This window comes from Erwinia sp. E_sp_B01_1, assembly GCF_036865545.1.
In the GTDB taxonomy this organism is placed as follows: Bacteria; Pseudomonadota; Gammaproteobacteria; order Enterobacterales; family Enterobacteriaceae; genus Erwinia.
The window spans coordinates 722,172-740,593 of the sequence record NZ_CP142208.1 but is presented as its reverse complement, the minus strand read 5'-3'; the positions used below and the strand labels follow the sequence as shown (position 1 = coordinate 740,593).

Genomic DNA, 18,422 nt, shown 5'->3' with positions numbered 1-18,422 from the left:
ATGCAGGAAGTTCAGTCCGGACGCGGCAAGGCCAGGCCAGAAGCCCTGGCTGAAAAGGTCTACCAGACCATTAAAAACGACATCTTCGACTTCCGGCTGATGCCGGGTGACCGCTTCAGCGAGAGCGAAATGGCCACGCGGATGGAGGTCAGCCGCACGCCAGTCAGGCAGGCGCTGTTCTGGCTGGAGCGGGAAGGCTATGTCGAAGTCTGGTTTCGCAGCGGCTGGCAGGTTCGCCAGTTCGATTTCGGCTACTTCGAAGAGCTTTACGATTTGAGGATTGTGCTGGAGTGCGAGGCCGTGCGCCGCCTCTGCTCTCTGCTGCCGGGCCGGGCCAGCGAACTGCTGAATGAATTGCAGCACTTCTGGGTGGATTCTCCGCGCCTGGAAGAGGGCAAAGCGGTCTCTTGGCATGACGAAGCTTTCCATATGGCGATAGTCGCCGCCGCTGGCAACAGCGAAATGGCCCGCATCCATGCCGAAGTCACGGAAAAAATCCGCATCATTCGCCGCCTCGACTTTACCCGCGAGGATCGGATAGAGGCGACTTATAACGAGCACGCCCGGATTTTGCAGGCGGTCTTACAACAACGTACCGGGGAGGCACAGCGCATTCTGACCGATCACATTTCAGTCAGTAAGGCCGAAGTCAGGAAGATCACACTACACATGCTGCAGCAGGCAAGGATTCAACCAGATTCTCCAACTTAAACAACATTACCTTTGAGGGTTCGCCAGATGAAAAGACGTTCACTGCTTAAGGCTTTTGCACTTTCCGCTACGGTAGTCAGTATGGGTTTAGCCTGGGGTGCGCAGGCTGCGGACACCATTAAAGTGGGGATCCTCTCTTCGCTCTCCGGCACCATGGCGATCTCTGAAACGCCGCTGAAGGATGTGGCGCTGATGACCATCGACGAGATCAATGCCAAAGGCGGCGTGCTGGGCAAAAAGCTGGAGCCGGTGGTGGTTGACCCCGCGTCAAACTGGCCGCTGTTTGCTGAAAAAGCCCGCCAGTTGCTGACGCAGGATAAAGCGGCGGTGGTCTTTGGCTGCTGGACCTCGGTTTCCCGTAAATCGGTGCTGCCGGTCTTTGAAGAGCTGAATGGTCTGCTGTTCTATCCGGTGCAGTATGAGGGGGAAGAGATGTCGCCAAACGTGTTCTACACCGGCGCGGCACCTAACCAGCAGGCGATTCCGGCCGTGGAATATCTGATGAGTGAGGATGGTGGCAGCGCCAGACGCTTCTTCCTGCTGGGCACTGACTACGTTTATCCGCGCACCACCAATAAAATCCTGCGGGCCTTCCTGCACTCAAAAGGGGTGAAGGACAGCGATATCGAAGAGGTCTATACGCCGTTTGGTTACAGCGATTACCAGACCATCGTCTCCAACATCAAAAAATTCTCCGCTGGCGGTAAAACGGCGGTGGTCTCCACCATCAACGGCGACTCCAACGTGCCGTTCTACAAAGAGCTGGCTAACCAGGGCATTAAAGCCACGGATGTGCCGGTGGTGGCCTTCTCCGTGGGTGAAGAAGAGCTGCGCGGCATCGATACCAAACCTCTGGTCGGTAACTTAGCGGCATGGAATTACTTTGAATCCGTGGATAACCCGGTCAACAAGCAGTTTGTGGCGGATTACCGTGCTTACGCCAAAGCTCACAACCTGCCGAACTCGGCCACGGCGGTGACCAACGATCCGATGGAAGCCACCTATGTCGGCATCCATATGTGGGCGCAGGCGGTAGAGAAAGCGGGCACCATCGATGTGGATAAAGTGCGTGCGGCAATGGCCGGACAAACCTTTAAAGCGCCGGATGGCTTTACGCTGACCATGGATAACACCAACCACCACCTGCACAAACCGGTGATGATTGGCGAAATCGAGGACGGCGGCCAGTTCAACGTGGTCTGGCAGACCGACAAACCGGTTCGCGCTCAGCCCTGGAGCCCGTATATCGCTGGCAATGATAAAAAGCCCGATCATCCGGTGAAATCAACTCAGTAACCCCGGCACGGGCGGATCGTTTTCCGCCCGTATAGCCCTGCCCGACTGCCGCCAGTCGGGTAATTCCCTTCAGGGGCCGACTCACCGGCCCGTTTTATGCAACCCTGACATGGACGGGCAATGCGATGATGATTCGCCCCTTTATAACGCTGCTCTTTTCGCTGTGTCTGATGGCACCCTGGCTTGCTTTTGCCGGGCCCGCAGCCGACTTTGCCACCGCCAGCCGGACAGATCAGATCAGGCTGCTTCAGGCCTGGGCCGCAACACCGGACGCGACCCGCCTGCCCTTTCTTCAGGCACTGCGTAAAGAGAACGTGGTGCTGGATGAGAATAAACAGCCCTTCAGCGAGGTTAACGGCAAGCTCACCGCGCTGGACAGCCCTGCCCAGCCGGTAGGCAACACCAAAAAGCTGTTTATGAATAACCGTCTGCGCGTGATGATTGCCACCACGCTGGCGGCCCATCAGCTGGTGAGCGACAGCGTTGCCACCCGTCTGAGCGCCGCCCGTGCGCTGCAAAATGATGCGCAGGCCGACCAGCTACCGCTGCTTACCCAACGGCTGGCAGCGGAACAGGATCCAGGCGTGCATGCCGTGCTAGCGCAGGCTGTTGCCGGTCTGCAACTTGCCGACCCTGCGCCCCAGGTACGGCTTCAGGCAGTGAAACTGCTCGGCGAAACCAGCGATCCTCAGACGCAGGCCGCGCTTGACCGCATTTCCCAGCCGCAGAATGAGCCGGATGCCGCTGTCCGCGCTGCCGCGACCGACAGCCTGAAACAGATCAAACAGCGCCTGATGCTGGGCGATTTGCTGGGCCAGGCGTTTACCGGCCTGTCACTTGGCTCGGTGCTGCTGCTGGCGGCACTGGGTCTGGCTATCACCTACGGCCTGCTGGGGGTCATCAACATGGCCCACGGTGAAATGCTGATGCTGGGTGCCTATTCCACCTGGATGGTACAGACGCTGTTTCAGCGTTTTGCTCCGGAGTGGCTGGCGTTCTATCCCCTGCTGGCGCTGCCGGTGGCCTTTTTTGTCACCGCCGCCATTGGCATGGCGCTGGAACGCACCATTATCCGTCATCTCTATGGTCGCCCGTTAGAAACCCTGCTCGCCACCTGGGGCATCAGCCTGATGCTGATCCAGCTGGTTCGCGTGCTGTTTGGCGCGCAAAACCTGGAGGTGGCTAACCCGCCGTGGCTCTCCGGCGGGCTTCAGGTTCTGCCGAATCTGGTGCTGCCTTATAACCGCCTGGCGGTCATTGTGTTTGTCTTTGCCGTGCTGTTCCTGACCTGGCTGTTGCTGAACAAAACCCGCCTGGGCATGAACGTCCGCGCCGTCACTCAGAACCGCGCGATGGCGGACTGCTGCGGCGTGCCAACTGGCCGGGTAGATATGCTGGCGTTTGGCCTTGGATCAGGGATTGCCGGGCTGGGCGGCGTGGCGCTGTCGCAGTTGGGCAACGTCGGACCGGAACTCGGCCAGGGCTATATCATCGACTCCTTCCTGGTGGTAGTCACCGGCGGCGTCGGCCAGCTTGCCGGCACGGTGGTGGCGGCCTTTGGCCTGGGGATCCTTAACAAAGTGCTGGAGCCGCAGATTGGCGCGGTGCTCGGCAAAATCCTGATTCTGGTGCTGATCGTCCTGTTTATCCAGAAGCGACCACAGGGGCTGTTTGCCTTTAAAGGAAGGGTGACTGACTGATGACACAACCCATAACGCTTACCCTGACGCGAAAAGCGCCGCGCCTCAGCCTGGTGATCGGCCTGCTGGCCTTGCTGGTGCTGCTGGTGCTGCCGTTTCTGGCGCTACTGCCTGCGGAACATCCGCTGGCGCTCTCTACCTATACGCTGACGCTGATCGGTAAAATACTCTGCTATGCCATCGTGGCCGTCGCGCTGGATCTGGTCTGGGGCTATGCCGGGCTGCTGTCGCTGGGCCACGGCCTGTTCTTTGCGCTGGGCGGCTACGCGATGGGTATGTACCTGATGCGTCAGGCCGCAGGCGACGGGCTGCCCGCCTTTATGTCGTTTCTCTCCTGGAGCGAGCTGCCGTGGTTCTGGGCCGGCACCCAGCATTTTGCCTGGGCGCTGTGCCTGATTGTGCTGGTGCCCGGCGTGCTGGCGCTGATTTTTGGCTGGTTCGCCTTCCGCTCGAAAATCAAAGGCGTTTACTTCTCGATCATGACCCAGGCGCTGACTTATGCCGGAATGCTGCTGTTCTTCCGTAATGAAACCGGCTTTGGCGGCAACAATGGCTTCACCGGCTTCACTACCCTGCTGGGGTTTCCGGTGACGGCCACCTCCACACGTATTGGCCTGTTTGTTGCCACCGTACTGTTGCTGGTGGCGAGCCTCGGCATTGGCTTTGCGCTGGCACGCAGTAAATTTGGCCGGGTACTGACGGCGGTGCGTGATGCCGAGAACCGCCTGATGTTCTGCGGTTACGATCCTAAAGGCTTCAAGCTGTTTGTCTGGACGCTGTCGGCGGTGCTTTGCGGGCTGGCTGGCGCGCTTTACGTGCCGCAGGTGGGCATCATCAATCCGGGTGAGATGTCGCCGACCAACTCCATTGAGGCGGCAATCTGGGTGGCGCTGGGTGGCCGTGGCACGCTGATTGGTCCGCTGCTGGGGGCCGGGATCGTTAACGGGGCCAAAAGCTGGTTTACCGTCGCCTTCCCGGAATACTGGCTGTTCTTCCTGGGGCTGATGTTTATTCTTGTGACCCTGTTCCTGCCACGCGGCGTGATTGGGCTGATTCGCCGGAGGAAGCATGACTGATCAACTGTTTACCCAGCCGCACCCGTCCGACCGTTTTCGCGAGCAGACCGACCCGGTATTGCTGCTGGAAAATATCAACGTGTCGTTTGACGGTTTCAAAGCGCTGACCAACCTCTCGCTGGAAATTGGCGTGGGTGAATTACGCTGCATCATCGGGCCAAACGGCGCGGGTAAAACCACGCTGATGGATGTGATCACCGGCAAAACGCGGCCCGATAATGGCCGTGTAATGTATGACCAGAGCACCGACCTCACCACGCTGTCGCCGGTGGAAATCGCCCGCATCGGCATTGGCCGCAAGTTCCAGAAGCCCACGGTATTTGAAGCCCTGACGGTGTTCGAGAATCTGGAAATCGCGCTGAAAACCAACAAATCCGTCTGGGCCTGCCTGCGCAGTAAACTCAACAGCGAACAGCAGGATCGCATCGATGAGGTGCTGAAGCTGCTAAGGCTGGGCGCTGAGCGTTACCGTCCGGCTGGATTGCTCTCGCACGGGCAGAAACAGTTTCTGGAGATCGGCATGCTGCTGGTGCAGGACCCGCACCTGCTGCTGCTGGACGAACCCGCGGCGGGCATGACCGACGCAGAAACGGCTTACACGGCAGAGCTGTTTCGCAGCCTTGCCGGGCAGCATTCGCTGATGGTGGTCGAGCATGACATGGGCTTTGTGGAAACCATTGCCGACCATGTGACGGTTTTGCATCAGGGTCAGGTGCTGGCTGAGGGGTCCCTGCGCGACGTGCAGGCTAATGAGCAGGTTATCGAAGTTTATCTGGGGCGCTGAGATGTTACAGGTATCGGAACTCAATCAATATTATGGCGGCAGCCACATCCTGCGCGGCCTCTCTTTTGAGACCAGACCGGGCGAAATCACCTGCCTGCTGGGGCGCAACGGCGTGGGAAAAACGACCCTGCTGAAATGCCTGATGGGTTTAATCCCGGCGAAATCCGGCACCATTTGCTGGCAGGACAAAACGATCAACAACCGTAAGCCGCACCAGCGCGTGCAGGCGGGAATGGCCTACGTGCCGCAGGGCAGGGAAATTTTCCCCCGGCTGACGGTGGAAGAGAACCTGTTGATGGGGCTGGCACGCTTTTCCGGCTCCGAAGCAAAACAGGTGCCGGAGGAGATCTGGCAGCTCTTCCCGGTGCTGAAAGAGATGAAGCAACGCCGGGGCGGCGATCTCTCCGGTGGTCAGCAGCAGCAGCTGGCCATTGGCCGGGCGCTGGCGTGCAAACCTCAGTTGCTGATCCTCGATGAACCCACCGAGGGGATCCAGCCTTCAGTGATCAAAGAGATTGGGGCAGTGATCCGACAGCTTGCGCAGCGGGGTGATATGGGCATTTTGCTTGTTGAACAGTTCTATGACTTTGCCGCAGAGCTTGCTGATAACTATCTGGTGATGTCGCGCGGCGAAATCATTCAGCGAGGCCGGGGAGAAAGCATGGAGGAGGATGGCGTGCGGGGCCTGGTGGCTATTTAACGTGCCAAAATAAGATCGAAGATAACGGGAATAATGTCCGCCATTATTCCCGTTTTTTATTTTCCGACAGCAATAACACCCCCTGCTTAATTATCAATAATTATAAACGCCCATCTTTTAATAAGATTGCTATCTCTGCCATTAATAATTTAGCTTAAGTTAAAAATAAGATCATCATCTCTCAAAATAACACCCTCCTTAAAATTACAAATAAGATCGCCATCTCCTGCGTATTTCAATAATTACGCAAAGTTACTGAATTATTTTCATAACAAAATAAATATAATTCCGTATCATATTATTGAAATATTCCTATACAATCCTCGGTGATGTGATTTCCCTCTTTCGACTTTCCTTAATTGGAGGTACGCGCTTGTCTATATATCCGTTAACGTCCTCACAGCAAGCCGTCTGGCTGGACCAGGCACTGACTCCCGACACCCCGTGCTACAACGTTGGCGGGCTCTGGCGCATCGACAGCCCGCTGGATATACCGCTGTTGCATCGGGCAATTAATCTGGTTCTGCAACAGCACGACGCATTGAAAATAAACTTAACGGAAGGCGAACAGGTAATTAGTCAGACGACCGTCCATAAAAGAGACCTTATTCTTGAATGTCATGACGTAAGCAGGGAATCACAGCCCACCAGGAAAGCTCGGGAATTACTGAACGAGCGTCTTATTCAGCCTTTCAAATTATACGGTGAACTGCTCTGGCGCTCTTGCCTTGTTAAGATTAATTCCACGACCTCTCTGTGGTTAGTCAATGCGCACCATATTATTGCCGATGGGACTTCCGTGTCTTTATTGGGCAGGCTGATTATGGATCGCTATAAATCCTTACAGCAGGGAGAGACACCAGCAGCAGTAAGCCCGGAAGCAGGCTATACCGATTTTATAGCCAGCGACCGTGCCTATCTCTCCTCCGAACGGTATCAGCGCGATGGTGAATACTGGTTGAATCGCTTTGCTGATGCACCGGATTCCCTGCTGGAGAGACGCAGCGGTTTTGCCGGCACAGAAGCCTGGCCCAGCACGCAAATTCTGCGCCGCCTGCCGCTGGCGCGCTATCAACAATTGAGTGAATACGCGCAGCAGTATGGTGCCTCACCGATGCACTTTTTCAGCGCGCTGATAGCCTGCTGGTTCGCCCGCCAGTGGCAAACTCAGGCGTTCACCCTGGGCGTGCCGGTACACAATCGCAGTGGGGCCAAACATAAACAGACGCTGGGGATGTTCTCGGCAATGCTGCCGGTCAGGCTCCAGGTTGATACCGCTGAGCCTTTCTCTTGCCTGATCCGGCAGGTTTCCGCTGAGCTTCGTCGCAACTATCGCCATCAGCGTTTCCCGATTGCCGAACTCAACCGGCAACTTCGCCTCAGCCAGCAGGGACGCCGTCAGCTCTACGACATGAGTTTTTCACTGGAGACTTTCCCTACCGATATTGAGCTGAACGGCACGCCACTGAAGGTGGAAGCCCTGCATCACGGCTATGAGCAGATGCCGCTGGCGGTTTATCTGCGCCATTATCACCCCGGCGACGATCCGGTGCTGGAGTGTAACGTCAATCAGGCCTGGTTTAGCGAGGCCGAAGCCGGAAAAATTGCCGATCGGCTGCTGCACCTGCTGCAGGCGATTCTGGATGCGCCGCCAGAGCAGCCGATGGCCCTGCTGCCGTTGCTGTTGCCGGAAGAGCAGCGGGATATTTTGGGGCTGTGGAATGACACCGGTGAGCCGTGGACCTTTCCCGAAGGGATTCACCGCTATTTTGAACAGCAGGTAGGTAAAACGCCGGATGCGGTGGCGCTGGGTGGCTGCGTGGCGGAAATGAGTTACGCCGCACTGAATGCTGAAGCCAATAAGCTGGCGGGCTGGCTACGTGACAGCGGCATCAGCCCTGACGATCGTATTGCGCTCTGCGTCAGCCGCAGCGCAGAGATGGTGATTGCCCTGCTGGCGATCCTCAAAGCCGGCGGCGCTTATGTGCCGCTGGATCCTGATTATCCGCAGGATCGACTGCGCCACATGCTGACGGACTGCGGCGCGAAACAGATACTGGTGGATGATGTGGGTCATCAGGCGCTGCAAAAGATCGCGGATGCCAGCCTGCCGCTGGTGCATCTGGTGACTGACCGTGAAAACTGGCAGGCGGGTTCGGCAGAGAATCTTCCTGCGCTGGCAGCCGATCCTCAGCGATCGCTGGCCTATGTGATCTATACCTCAGGATCCACCGGCAAACCCAAAGGCGTAATGAACGAACATCTGGCGGTGATGAACCGGCTGAAATGGATGCAGGAGAGCTATCAGCTGACGCCGCAGGATAGCGTGTTGCAGAAAACCCCCTTCAGCTTTGACGTCTCGGTGTGGGAGTTTTTCTGGCCGCTGATGGTTGGCGCGCGGCTGGCCATAGCGAAACCGGGCGGGCATCAGGATCCGGCTTACCTCAGCGAATTTATTCAGCAACAGCAGATCACCACGCTGCACTTTGTCCCCTCAATGCTGCAACTGTTTCTCCGCCACGGCGAGATGGCGCAGTGTGGCAGCCTGAAGCGGCTGTTCTGTAGCGGTGAAGCACTGCCGCTGACCGCCGTTGAACGCTGCCATCAGCAGTTGCCCACCGTCGGGCTGCATAATCTTTATGGCCCCACAGAAGCAGCGGTCGATGTTTCGTACTGGCACTGCAAACCGGACGAGAACGGCACAGTGGTGCCAATTGGCCGCCCCGTTGCTAACACTCAGTTGCATATTCTTGATGCCCATCTTCAGCCGCTACCGCCTGGCATCAGTGGCGAACTGCATATTGGCGGTATCCAGGTAGCGCGCGGTTATCTCAATCGCGAAGCCCTGAGCCAGGAGCGGTTCATTGCCGATCCGCTGAGTTCTGAGCCTGGAGCCCGGCTGTATAAAACCGGCGATCTGGCCCGCTGGCTGGAGGATGGCAACATTGAGTATCTCGGTCGCAATGACTTCCAGGTGAAGATCCACGGCCTGCGTATTGAACTGGGCGAGATAGAACAGCAGATTGTCGCCTGTCAGCAGGTTGAAGATGCGGTGGTGTTGGCCTGCGAGGATGGCGAAGGCGATAAGCGTCTGATTGCCTGGGTGGTCGCACCAGAAGATCCGCAGCTCAGCGAAAAGCTTCGCCAGCAGCTGCAACAGACGCTGCCGGACTTTATGCTGCCAGCCAGCTTTGTGCAGATGGATGCCCTGCCGCTCTCTCCCAACGGGAAGCTGGAGAGAAAAAGCCTGCCGATGCCGGTCGCCCCCGCCGAAGAGCAGCGAGCCTTTGCCCCACCCGTCACGGAACAGGAGCGGTTGTTAGCGGCGTGCTGGGGCGATCTGCTTGGCGTCACGCCGGTTGGCCGGGACGACGACTTTTTCGCGCTCGGCGGGCACTCCCTGCACGCCATTCAGCTGATGATGCGGCTGAAACGGCTGGGCATTGAAATTGAGATGAAAACGCTGTTCTCGCATCCTAAGCTGCGCGATCAGGCTGAGGCACTTGGTCAGCCGGCAAAGGCGCACGCCGCCCAGCTCGTGGAGACGCCAGAGCCCCTGGCAAATCTGCTGAAACAGCTTAACCGTCCACAGCAGGTATTCAGACTGATCCAGCCGCTGAATCCGGAAAAGCCCTGCGACGATCTCTGGATGATCCATCCGGCAGTAGTCGGCTGCGAAATCTACCAGGATCTGGCTCTGAGCCTGACCGGGAAATTCAACGTGCTGGGGATCAATAACTACAACCTGCACAATCGCCCGTACATTCCAACGCTGGCCGCTCTGGCCAGCTACTATCTGCAACATATGCTGCAACGCGGCATGCCGCGGGATCGTCCGGTAAAACTGCTTGGCTGGTCACTGGGCGGCGTGATTGCGCTGGAGATAGCTGCACAGCTTGAGGAGCGGGGCTTTAAGCAGGTTCATGTCTGCCTGCTGGATTCGCTCTATCAGACCGACGTGCAGAAACGCGTTGCGCCCGGCATGTTAGCGACTTTACTGAAGGCGATAGGGCTGGAAGGCGAAGCGGCGAAACGCGCCATTCAGGCGGAAGAAACCGAGCTGAGCATCAACAATCAGGCAGTAAGTTCGCCGTTGCGACACACGCAGGTGACGCTGCTGAAAGCTACGGAGTTTTTCGATCTCAGCGACAGCGGAGCAGAAGAAGGCAGAGAAGTGCTGACCATCGGGGATAACGGCGTCGGATCGATCTGTTCATCCCTGAACATCGTGCCGCTGGCAGCCAATCACCACTCGATCATTCTCTGCCATCAGGAGATTGCCGCCGCCCTCAGCGGCAGCCACAGCCGGAAAAGCAGCCCGGTGTAACGGGCTGTGGCCTCAGGCTTCCACCAGGCCGGTTTCCACCATAAAGTGACGCTGTTCGCCCGATGCCAGGGCGATCAGCGTCCCGGCCTCTTTAGCCGCAGTAAATCCCTCCGGACGGCAGGTGGCTGGCAGCACAAAGGCCGCGACCTGCTGATCGCTGTTGTGCAGGATCCAGCGAGTTGCATAGTTGAACTGTGCGGTATCAAAACGGGTGCTGAAGCCGTATCCCTCAGGCGAGGTCAGCGTAAACAGCACCTGTTTACCGTACTGCGCCAGATTATCGGCAAAAAACACAATCTCCGGATCGTACATCTCTGGCTGGGTCAGCGCGCCAAACGCCTCAGGCTCATCCTGAAGCTGACGGGTATAATCCAGCCAGCCCGGCGTAGGATGCACATGACCGGGGATGGAGGTGCGCAAGCGGAACGCACTGTCCGGAATGCTCTGGCTGAAGGTGCCGTTTTCCACCCAGGCATAATTCATATGGCACATATACTGGAGCGGCATTTCAGCGCCGGAAAGGTTTTTCACCTCCATTTCCAGTTGGAATCTCGGTCTTTCCGCCAGTAGGGTCACGGCAGGCATAGCCCGGTAGTGATGACCAAATCCCTTGATGTACTCCACCTCGCCCTGCAGAGAAACGCCCTCTTCTTCCAGCACAATCCAGGCGCTGTCCATCCGGGCGCAGGCCATTTCACCGTGCAGAGGATGGCTGTCTTGCGGCCCCGGACAGCCGTTCGCCAGCAGCCCGGAGTGAAACGCAAAGCAACCGTAAGTATCGATAATATCTTTGCCGGGCAACGGCTGTTTAAAGCCGTTGCCCATGGTCAGGCTGCGATCGTCAAAGACCGCATCCCACACCATCTGCCCGTAGAAAGGCAGCACGATGAGATACCCTCTACTGTTCTCCATGCGTACCGCCTCAATCCCTGAGGGGTAACGGAACAGCTCCACCTTAAAATTGGCGTTATCCAGCAGCGTGCGGGGTGTTTCACTGAACTGTGAAGCACTCAGCGGCAGAGTGGTTTTCATTGTGCCTCCTCAACCAGACGTCCACGGGTGGCAGGCTGTTTTTTGTGGCGAAGCTCGCCCCAGAAGTAGAACCCGACCCAGACAAAGCACAGCAGAGAGACACCGAAGGCCAGCTGCATCGATCCCAGACGGTCAGAGACCAGCCCCTGAATAGCTGGCACAAAAGCCGCGCCCACAATCGCCATCACGATAAAAGCGCCCGCAACTTCGGTGTATTTATTCTCGACGGTAGCCAGCGTTCCGGCATAGATCGTCGCCCAGCAAGGTCCGAACAGCACGCTGACAAACACGGCGGCATACACGGCGGTGAAGTTTGGCACCAGCATGACATAGGCCAGGGTTGCCACGCCGACAACCGAATAAGCAATCAGCACTTTCTCAGCCCGGAAACGGGTCATCAGGAAGTTGGCGACAAACTTACCGATAAAGAAGCAGATAAAGCTGTAAATCATAAAGTTAGAGGCATGACGTTCATTGGTTGCCCCCAGATCCAGCGCCAGACGGATGGTGAATGACCAGACCGCAACCTGCATCCCGACATAGAGGAACTGAGCAAGGATCCCGCGCTTGAAGTGGCGATTTTTTGCCAGATAGCTGAAGGTCTCTTTCAGGCTCGGCAGGCTTTTCTCAGCGCTTTGCGGCTTACAGCGCGGATAGCGGGTCAGTAAAAACAGCACCATCACCACCACCAGCACCATAACCAGATATTTATAGGGCTCCAGCGTGTGCTCCAGCATGGCGAGACGGAACTGGTGCAGCTGCTCGGGGTTCATGCCTGCCATCTGACTGTGCAGGCTGTCGCCGTCCTGAAACACCAGATATTTCCCCAACACGATGCCCATCAACGCACCCACCGGGTAGAACGTCTGGCTGATGTTAAGCCGCAGCGTGGCGTGGTCACGGTGACCAATCATCGAACTGTAGGTGTTCGCCGCCGTTTCCAGGAAGCTCAGGCCGATGGCGATGGCGAAGATGGCGGCCAGGAACATGGTATAGGTCGCCATGTGTGAAGCAGGATAGAACAGCACGCAGCCGCCGATATAGAGCGCCAGCCCCAGCAGAATCGCAATTTTATAACTGCTACTGCGGATCACCAGCGAAGCCGGAATGGCAATCAGGAAGTAACCGCCGTAGAAGGCGCTCTGCACCAGCGCGCTGGCGAAGTCGCTGAGGGCGAACACGCTTTTAAACTGGGTAATCAAAATATCATTCAGGCTGGCTGCACAGCCCCACAGCGGAAACAGACAGGAGAGCAGAATAAACTGGAACAGCGGAGTCTTGTTTAAGTAGCCATCAGGCTGCTGCACGATGTTCTGATGCATGGCGAATCCTCAGTTAGCGTTGAGAAAACGGTGAAAGGTATCGGCATCGGGGTATGAAAGCTGAGTTCCCCGTCCGGTGACGCTACAGGCGGCATAAGCTGAGGCGGACTGCATCGCCCTGGCCACGTCCCCGTGCTGCACCAGGCCGTGGGCAAAGCAGCCAATAAAGGCATCCCCGGCTCCGCTGGTATCAATGGCTTTGACCGACATCGGGCTGACACGGTGAACGGCATCGCCGTGCATCCATACCGAACCCCGGCTGCCAAGCGTAATAATCAGATTCTTCAGACCGCGTCCCAGCAGCATCTGACCGGCACGGATAACCTCTTCCTCCGTGCTGACGGGCAGACCGGTCAGGATCTCCAGCTCCGTTTCGTTAGGCATAAAGTAGTCACACAGGCAGGCGTAATCGATATCCAGACCGGCTACTGCCGGAGCCGGGTTGAGGATCACCTGGATGTTGTTCTGGCGGGCGAAATCAATGGCGTGATAAACCGTCGGCAGCGGGATCTCCAGCTGGAGAACCATCAGGCGACAGCGCTTCAACTCTTCTGCGGCATCATCAATATCCTGTGGGGAGAGTCTGGCATTAGCCCCTTTGATAATCAGAATGCGGTTTTGCGACTGGTCATCCACAAAAATGGGTGCCACCCCGCTGGAGGTGCCAGGGGCAACGGTCACGTAACGGGTATCCACGCCAAACTGCTGCAAATTCTTCACCGTATTGTCGGCGAACAGGTCTTCGCCCACTTTACTGACCATCATCACCGCAGCGCCAAGCTTTGCGGCTGCAACGGCCTGATTAGCCCCTTTGCCGCCGCAGCCCAGAGCGAAATCCGGCGCCTCCAGGGTTTCCCCCGCTTTTGGCATCGTATTGGTATACGTAATCAGGTCGACCATATTGGAACCAATAACAGCAATATCCATGACGCTTTCCCCGTGTAAATTTCGATCATTAAATGTTATGAAATTAACAATAACAATCATCATCTGTTATTTTTGTGACATCCGTCTCAGCCTGTAAATCGCACAGGCACTCAGTTAATCAGTGATTGACGCTGAGACAAAAATGTTATTATTTTAACAAAAACACGCCACTCTCTGAGGATCAGGACCATGCAAAACACAGACTTTGCCCGCTACATAGATCACACGCTGCTGGCCGCTAATGCCACCCAGGCGCAAATCACCACCCTGTGCGAGGAAGCAATCACCCACCACTTTTATGCGGTCTGCGTTAATTCCGGCTATGTCCCCCTGGCGGCAAAGCTGCTGGCAAAGAGCGAGGTAAAAGTCTGTTCTGTGATTGGCTTCCCGTTGGGCGCAGCGCTGACCAGCGCCAAAGCTTTTGAGGCGAAAGCCGCCATTGAGGCTGGCGCGCAGGAAATTGATATGGTGATTAACGTGGGCTGGCTGCAAAGCGGCGAGACTGAGGCGGTCAGCGCGGATATTCAGGCGGTGCGTGAGGTTTGCGGCCCGATCCCATTGAAGGTAATATTGGAAACCTGCCTGCTCAGCGATGCGCAAATCATTCAAATCTGTGAAATTTGTCGTGAACATCAGGTCGCCTTTGTCAAAACATCTACCGGTTTCAGCACCGGCGGCGCCCGTGAAGAGCATGTCCGTCTGATGCATAAAACGGCAGGTCCGGATGTGGCGGTAAAAGCTTCTGGCGCGGTTCGCGATCGTCAGACCGCAGAGAGTATGATTAAGGCTGGCGCTACCCGTATCGGCACCAGCTCCGGCATCGCCATCGTCAAAGGCACCAGCCCGGCCGGCGAGGGATATTAACCGTTTTATCAGGAGTCACTGACCATGGAAACCCGGCGCGATGAACGCGTAAATAAGCTGGCGTGTGCGCTTAAGCGAACCGATAAGATCCACCTCAAAGAGGCGGCGCAACTTTTGGGTGTTTCCGAGATGACCATCCGGCGAGATCTCAACGAGCAGCCTTCGGCGGTGGTGTTGCTGGGCGGCTATATCGTCAGCGATCCCAAAAGCCTTCAGGGCCACTATTTTGTCTCCGATCAGCAGGCGCATAACGTCGATAAAAAGCGGCGTTTAGGACTGCTGGCGGCCTCGCTGATTGAACCGGGCGATACGGTATTTTTTGACTGCGGCACCACCATGCCGTGGATAGTGGATGCGATAGACGACGAGCTGGCTTTTACCGCTATCTGTTGTGCCATGAACACTTTCCTCGCCCTGAAAGAGAAGCCTGCCTGTCAGGTGATCCTGAACGGGGGAGAGTTTCATGCCGACAATGCGGTGTTCACCCCGTTGGGCCAGGGGTCAGTGATGGACAGCCTCTGTCCGGGCAAGGCCTTTATTTCGGCTGCGGGTATTGATGCCGTGCAGGGAGCAACCTGCTACAACCTTAACGAACTGCCGATGAAGCATCAGGCCATGCTGCGTGCCAGCCAGAAGATTCTGGTGGCGGACAGCAGCAAGTTCGGTAAAGTCCTGCCTGCCCGCATCGGGGATCTCTGTGAATTTGACACGCTGATCAGCGATGAAGTGCCGCCGAAAGAGCTGGCTTCATTGCTGAAAGAGGCCGGGATGATGCCTTAGCCCTTAACGTTCAGGATCGTTTCGCCATCGCGCAGGCGGCGCAGGTTTTCACAGACGCCCGCCACAATCCCGTTCATGGAATTATCCGTTACCCCGCCAATATGCGGGGTGGCAATCACGTTATAGTGAAACAGCGAATCATCCGGCTCTGGCGGCTCCTGCCAGAACACATCCAGCCCCGCGCCGGCAAGATGGTTAACCTCCAGCGCGGCCTGTAACGCCTGCTTTTCAATCAACCCGCCGCGCCCAAGATTGATCAGGAAACTGCCCTGCTTCATCTGCGCCAGCGCGGTTTCATCAATGATATGGTGGGTGGCCTCGTTGTCGGGCAGGCTGAGGATCACAAAATCGGCTTCGCTGAGCAGCACCGGCAGATTCGCCATATTGCCCAGCCAGTCGAGCTGATGTTCTTTGGCAAAGGCCTGGTCGGCGGTTCTTTTGACCCCAATCAGGCGAACGCCAAAAGGCACCAGTCTTTTCGCCAGCGCTTTACCGATCCCGCCCAGGCCTACCAGCCCTACTGTTTTGCCAGCCAGGCCCATTCCCACTGGCAATCCCAGTTTGCGCGTGGCGATCATCTCCGGGATCTCTCTGGCTTTTCGCGCCAGGCCGATCATCATCCAGATCCCCAGTTCAGCGACCGAGTCAGCATTTCCGGAACTGTGCGAAGGCACATTTGCGACCTGAATGCCCTGAGCGCTGGCCTGAGCAACATCCACGCCCTCCAGCCCGACGCCAGACTGCTGGATCAGCCTGAGTTTATCGGCAGTTTTCAACAGTTCAGGCGTGACCTTAGCCATGCCGGGGATCAGCGCATCATATCCGGCCAGGCTTTCGGCGGCGTGGCCTGCAGAAGCGGTAAACTCGACGTCAGGCAGACGCTGGCGAAACTGCTGAATCATCCCACCCCAGGCGTTCTCTTCAGCCGCTATCAGAACTTTCATCGTTATCTCCCTGCTTTGTAAGGCAAAAAATCAGCATAAAGTTCCCGGCACAAAAATCAAACAGTTATCACCCCGATGCTGCCAGAACAGGATAATCCGCAGGCGATGGCTGTGATTACCAGTGGAAACCAGCTAAACTTCGTCATCTGAGTGGGCACCGGGTGCCCCAATAAACACACAGACACCAAGAGGCTCATCCTACGTGGCTCAATTCGTCTATAGCATGCATCGCGTCGGCAAAGTGGTTCCGCCGAAGCGTCATATTTTGAAAAACATCTCCCTGAGCTTTTTCCCGGGTGCCAAAATCGGCGTGCTGGGTCTGAATGGCGCAGGTAAATCCACTTTGCTGCGCATCATGGCCGGTATTGATAAGGATATTGAAGGGGAAGCCCGTCCGCAGCCAGGCCTGAAAATCGGTTACCTGGAGCAGGAACCCAAGCTGAATCTGGAACACACCGTCCGCGAATCCGTTGAGGAAGCGCTGGCCGAGGTGGTGGGCGCGCTGAAGCGTCTGGACGAGGTTTACGCGCTTTATGCTGAAGAAGACGCAGACTTCGATAAGCTGGCCGCAGAGCAGGGACGACTGGAAGAGATTATCCAGGCTCACGATGGTCACAACCTGAATACCCAACTGGAACGTGCTGCCGATGCGCTGCGCCTGCCAGACTGGGATGCTAAAATTGCTAACCTGTCCGGTGGTGAGCGCCGCCGTGTGGCCCTGTGCCGCCTGCTGCTGGAAAAACCAGACATGCTGCTGCTGGACGAACCAACCAACCACCTGGATGCGGAATCCGTGGCATGGCTGGAGCGCTTCCTGCATGACTTCGAAGGCACCGTTGTGGCGATTACGCACGACCGTTACTTCCTGGACAACGTGGCAGGCTGGATCCTGGAACTGGACCGTGGCGAAGGTATCCCCTGGGAAGGCAACTACTCCTCCTGGCTGGAGCAGAAAGATGCCCGTCTGGCTCAGGAAGCTTCAAGCGAAGCGGCCCGTCGTAAATCCATTGAGAAAGAGCTGGAGTGGGTTCGTCAGGGCGCTAAAGGCCGTCAGTCTAAAGGCAAGGCCCGTCTGGCCCGCTTTGAAGAGCTGAACAACACCGATTACCAGAAGCGTAACGAAACCAACGAACTGTTTATCCCGCCAGGCGCACGTCTGGGCGATAAAGTGGTGGAAGTGACCAATCTGAAAAAATCTTACGGCGACCGTCTGCTGATTGACGATCTCACCTTCTCAGTGCCTAAAGGCGCTATCGTCGGCATCATCGGCCCGAACGGCGCCGGTAAATCGACGCTGTTCCGTATGATGTCAGGTCAGGAAGATCCGGATTCCGGCACTATTGTGCTGGGTGACACCGTGAAGCTGGCCTCTGTGGATCAGTTCCGCGACAGCATGGACAACAGCAAAACCGTGTGGGAAGAAGTCTCCGGCGGCCAGGATATTATGCGCATCGGGACCACCGAAATGCCAAGCCGTGCCTACGTGGGCCGCTTTAACTTCAAAGGCGTGGATCAGGGCAAACGCGTTGGCGAGCTGTCCGGTGGTGAGCGTGGTCGTCTGCATCTGGCCAAGCTTTTGCAGGTTGGTGGCAACATGCTGCTGCTCGATGAACCAACCAACGACCTGGACATTGAAACCCTGCGCGCGCTGGAAAACGCCCTGCTGGAGTTCCCGGGTTGCGCGATGGTTATCTCGCATGACCGCTGGTTCCTCGACCGTATTGCCACCCACATTCTGGATTACCAGGATGAAGGCAATATCGAATTCTTCGAAGGTAACTTTACCGAATACGAAGAGTACAAGAAGCGTACGCTGGGCGCCGATGCGCTGGAGCCAAAACGCATCAAGTACAAGCGCATGATCAAGTAAGCATGACCTGAAGGGCGGAGAAATCCGCCCTTGTCACATCGGCTTGTGCGGCATGGAACTGTTGTGAACATTCGTGCCCGCTGTCAGGA

14 protein-coding genes are annotated in these 18,422 nt (G+C 56.9%); 10 read left to right on the top strand and 4 right to left on the bottom strand.

Going from position 1 to position 18,422, the window contains the following annotated elements:
• The 7 genes from VRC33_RS03565 (at position 1) to VRC33_RS03535 (ending at position 10,594) form a co-directional block, all read left to right on the top strand.
• A complete protein-coding gene (locus VRC33_RS03565) occupies positions 1 to 711 on the top strand; it encodes a GntR family transcriptional regulator (protein WP_338560906.1) in 711 nt (236 codons plus the stop codon).
• A gap of 27 nt (positions 712 to 738) precedes the next feature.
• Positions 739 to 2,007, top strand: coding sequence for an urea ABC transporter substrate-binding protein (gene urtA, locus VRC33_RS03560; protein WP_338560904.1), 1,269 nt, complete (start codon positions 739 to 741; stop codon positions 2,005 to 2,007).
• Between the two features lie 125 nt (positions 2,008 to 2,132).
• Complete coding sequence (gene urtB, locus VRC33_RS03555) at positions 2,133 to 3,707, top strand: urea ABC transporter permease subunit UrtB (protein WP_338560902.1); 1,575 nt, start codon at positions 2,133 to 2,135, stop codon at positions 3,705 to 3,707.
• A complete protein-coding gene (gene urtC, locus VRC33_RS03550) occupies positions 3,707 to 4,783 on the top strand; it encodes an urea ABC transporter permease subunit UrtC (protein ID WP_338560900.1) in 1,077 nt (358 codons plus the stop codon). Before urtB ends, urtC begins: the two co-directional genes overlap by 1 nt.
• Positions 4,776 to 5,567: an urea ABC transporter ATP-binding protein UrtD gene (gene urtD, locus VRC33_RS03545; RefSeq protein ID WP_338560898.1), complete on the top strand. Its 792-nt coding sequence runs from the start codon at positions 4,776 to 4,778 to the stop codon at positions 5,565 to 5,567. Before urtC ends, urtD begins: the two co-directional genes overlap by 8 nt.
• Position 5,568: 1 nt before the next feature.
• Entirely contained in the window at positions 5,569 to 6,267 is a 699-nt protein-coding gene (gene urtE / locus VRC33_RS03540; protein ID WP_338560896.1) for an urea ABC transporter ATP-binding subunit UrtE, read from the top strand.
• Positions 6,268 to 6,598: 331 nt separating this feature from the next.
• Positions 6,599 to 10,594 (top strand): amino acid adenylation domain-containing protein, encoded by a 3,996-nt coding sequence (locus VRC33_RS03535; RefSeq protein WP_338564020.1) that lies wholly within the window; start codon positions 6,599 to 6,601, stop codon positions 10,592 to 10,594.
• A 12-nt stretch (positions 10,595 to 10,606) separates the two neighbouring features.
• On the opposite strand, the gene VRC33_RS03530 is transcribed toward VRC33_RS03535, so the two are convergent.
• From VRC33_RS03530 to rbsK, 3 genes are read right to left on the bottom strand one after another with little or no spacing between them, the layout of a single operon-like run.
• Positions 10,607 to 11,626, bottom strand: a complete 1,020-nt coding sequence (locus VRC33_RS03530; RefSeq protein WP_338560894.1) for an aldose 1-epimerase family protein — start codon at positions 11,624 to 11,626, stop codon at positions 10,607 to 10,609.
• Positions 11,623 to 12,948, bottom strand: a complete 1,326-nt coding sequence (gene fucP / locus VRC33_RS03525) for an L-fucose:H+ symporter permease (RefSeq protein ID WP_338560892.1) — start codon at positions 12,946 to 12,948, stop codon at positions 11,623 to 11,625. The genes VRC33_RS03530 and fucP overlap by 4 nt, the downstream gene beginning before the upstream one ends.
• Before the next feature lie 9 nt (positions 12,949 to 12,957).
• Positions 12,958 to 13,875: a ribokinase gene (gene rbsK, locus VRC33_RS03520; RefSeq protein ID WP_338560889.1), complete on the bottom strand. Its 918-nt coding sequence runs from the start codon at positions 13,873 to 13,875 to the stop codon at positions 12,958 to 12,960.
• Between the two features lie 189 nt (positions 13,876 to 14,064).
• Here rbsK and deoC point away from each other — a divergent pair, with 189 nt between their 5' ends.
• On the top strand, positions 14,065 to 14,739 hold the full coding sequence (gene deoC, locus VRC33_RS03515; RefSeq protein ID WP_338560887.1) for a deoxyribose-phosphate aldolase: 675 nt from the start codon (positions 14,065 to 14,067) through the stop codon (positions 14,737 to 14,739).
• Between the two features lie 24 nt (positions 14,740 to 14,763).
• Positions 14,764 to 15,519, top strand: a complete 756-nt coding sequence (gene deoR / locus VRC33_RS03510; RefSeq protein ID WP_338560885.1) for a DNA-binding transcriptional repressor DeoR — start codon at positions 14,764 to 14,766, stop codon at positions 15,517 to 15,519.
• Here deoR and VRC33_RS03505 read toward each other — a convergent pair.
• Positions 15,516 to 16,463 carry a 2-hydroxyacid dehydrogenase gene (locus VRC33_RS03505; RefSeq protein ID WP_338560883.1) on the bottom strand — a complete coding sequence of 316 codons (948 nt, stop codon included), beginning with the start codon at positions 16,461 to 16,463 and terminating at the stop codon, positions 15,516 to 15,518. The genes deoR and VRC33_RS03505 overlap by 4 nt on opposite strands.
• Before the next feature lie 202 nt (positions 16,464 to 16,665).
• Here VRC33_RS03505 and ettA point away from each other — a divergent pair, with 202 nt between their 5' ends.
• On the top strand, positions 16,666 to 18,333 hold the full coding sequence (gene ettA, locus VRC33_RS03500) for an energy-dependent translational throttle protein EttA (RefSeq protein WP_338560881.1): 1,668 nt from the start codon (positions 16,666 to 16,668) through the stop codon (positions 18,331 to 18,333).
• Positions 18,334 to 18,422 lie beyond the last annotated feature (89 nt).

Bases quoted from the DNA above. Each gene is read 5' to 3' on its own strand.
- VRC33_RS03505 (WP_338560883.1), bottom strand. From the start codon at position 16,463: ATGAAAGTTCTGATAGCGGCTGAAGAGAACGCCTGGGGTGGGATGATT.
- deoR (WP_338560885.1), top strand. From the start codon at position 14,764: ATGGAAACCCGGCGCGATGAACGCGTAAATAAGCTGGCGTGTGCGCTT.
- urtE (WP_338560896.1), top strand. From the start codon at position 5,569: ATGTTACAGGTATCGGAACTCAATCAATATTATGGCGGCAGCCACATC.
- urtB (WP_338560902.1), top strand. From the start codon at position 2,133: ATGATGATTCGCCCCTTTATAACGCTGCTCTTTTCGCTGTGTCTGATG.
- VRC33_RS03565 (WP_338560906.1), top strand. From the start codon at position 1: ATGCAGGAAGTTCAGTCCGGACGCGGCAAGGCCAGGCCAGAAGCCCTG.
- urtA (WP_338560904.1), top strand. From the start codon at position 739: ATGAAAAGACGTTCACTGCTTAAGGCTTTTGCACTTTCCGCTACGGTA.
- rbsK (WP_338560889.1), bottom strand. From the start codon at position 13,875: ATGGATATTGCTGTTATTGGTTCCAATATGGTCGACCTGATTACGTAT.
- urtC (WP_338560900.1), top strand. From the start codon at position 3,707: ATGACACAACCCATAACGCTTACCCTGACGCGAAAAGCGCCGCGCCTC.
- fucP (WP_338560892.1), bottom strand. From the start codon at position 12,948: ATGCATCAGAACATCGTGCAGCAGCCTGATGGCTACTTAAACAAGACT.
- urtD (WP_338560898.1), top strand. From the start codon at position 4,776: ATGACTGATCAACTGTTTACCCAGCCGCACCCGTCCGACCGTTTTCGC.
- VRC33_RS03530 (WP_338560894.1), bottom strand. From the start codon at position 11,626: ATGAAAACCACTCTGCCGCTGAGTGCTTCACAGTTCAGTGAAACACCC.
- deoC (WP_338560887.1), top strand. From the start codon at position 14,065: ATGCAAAACACAGACTTTGCCCGCTACATAGATCACACGCTGCTGGCC.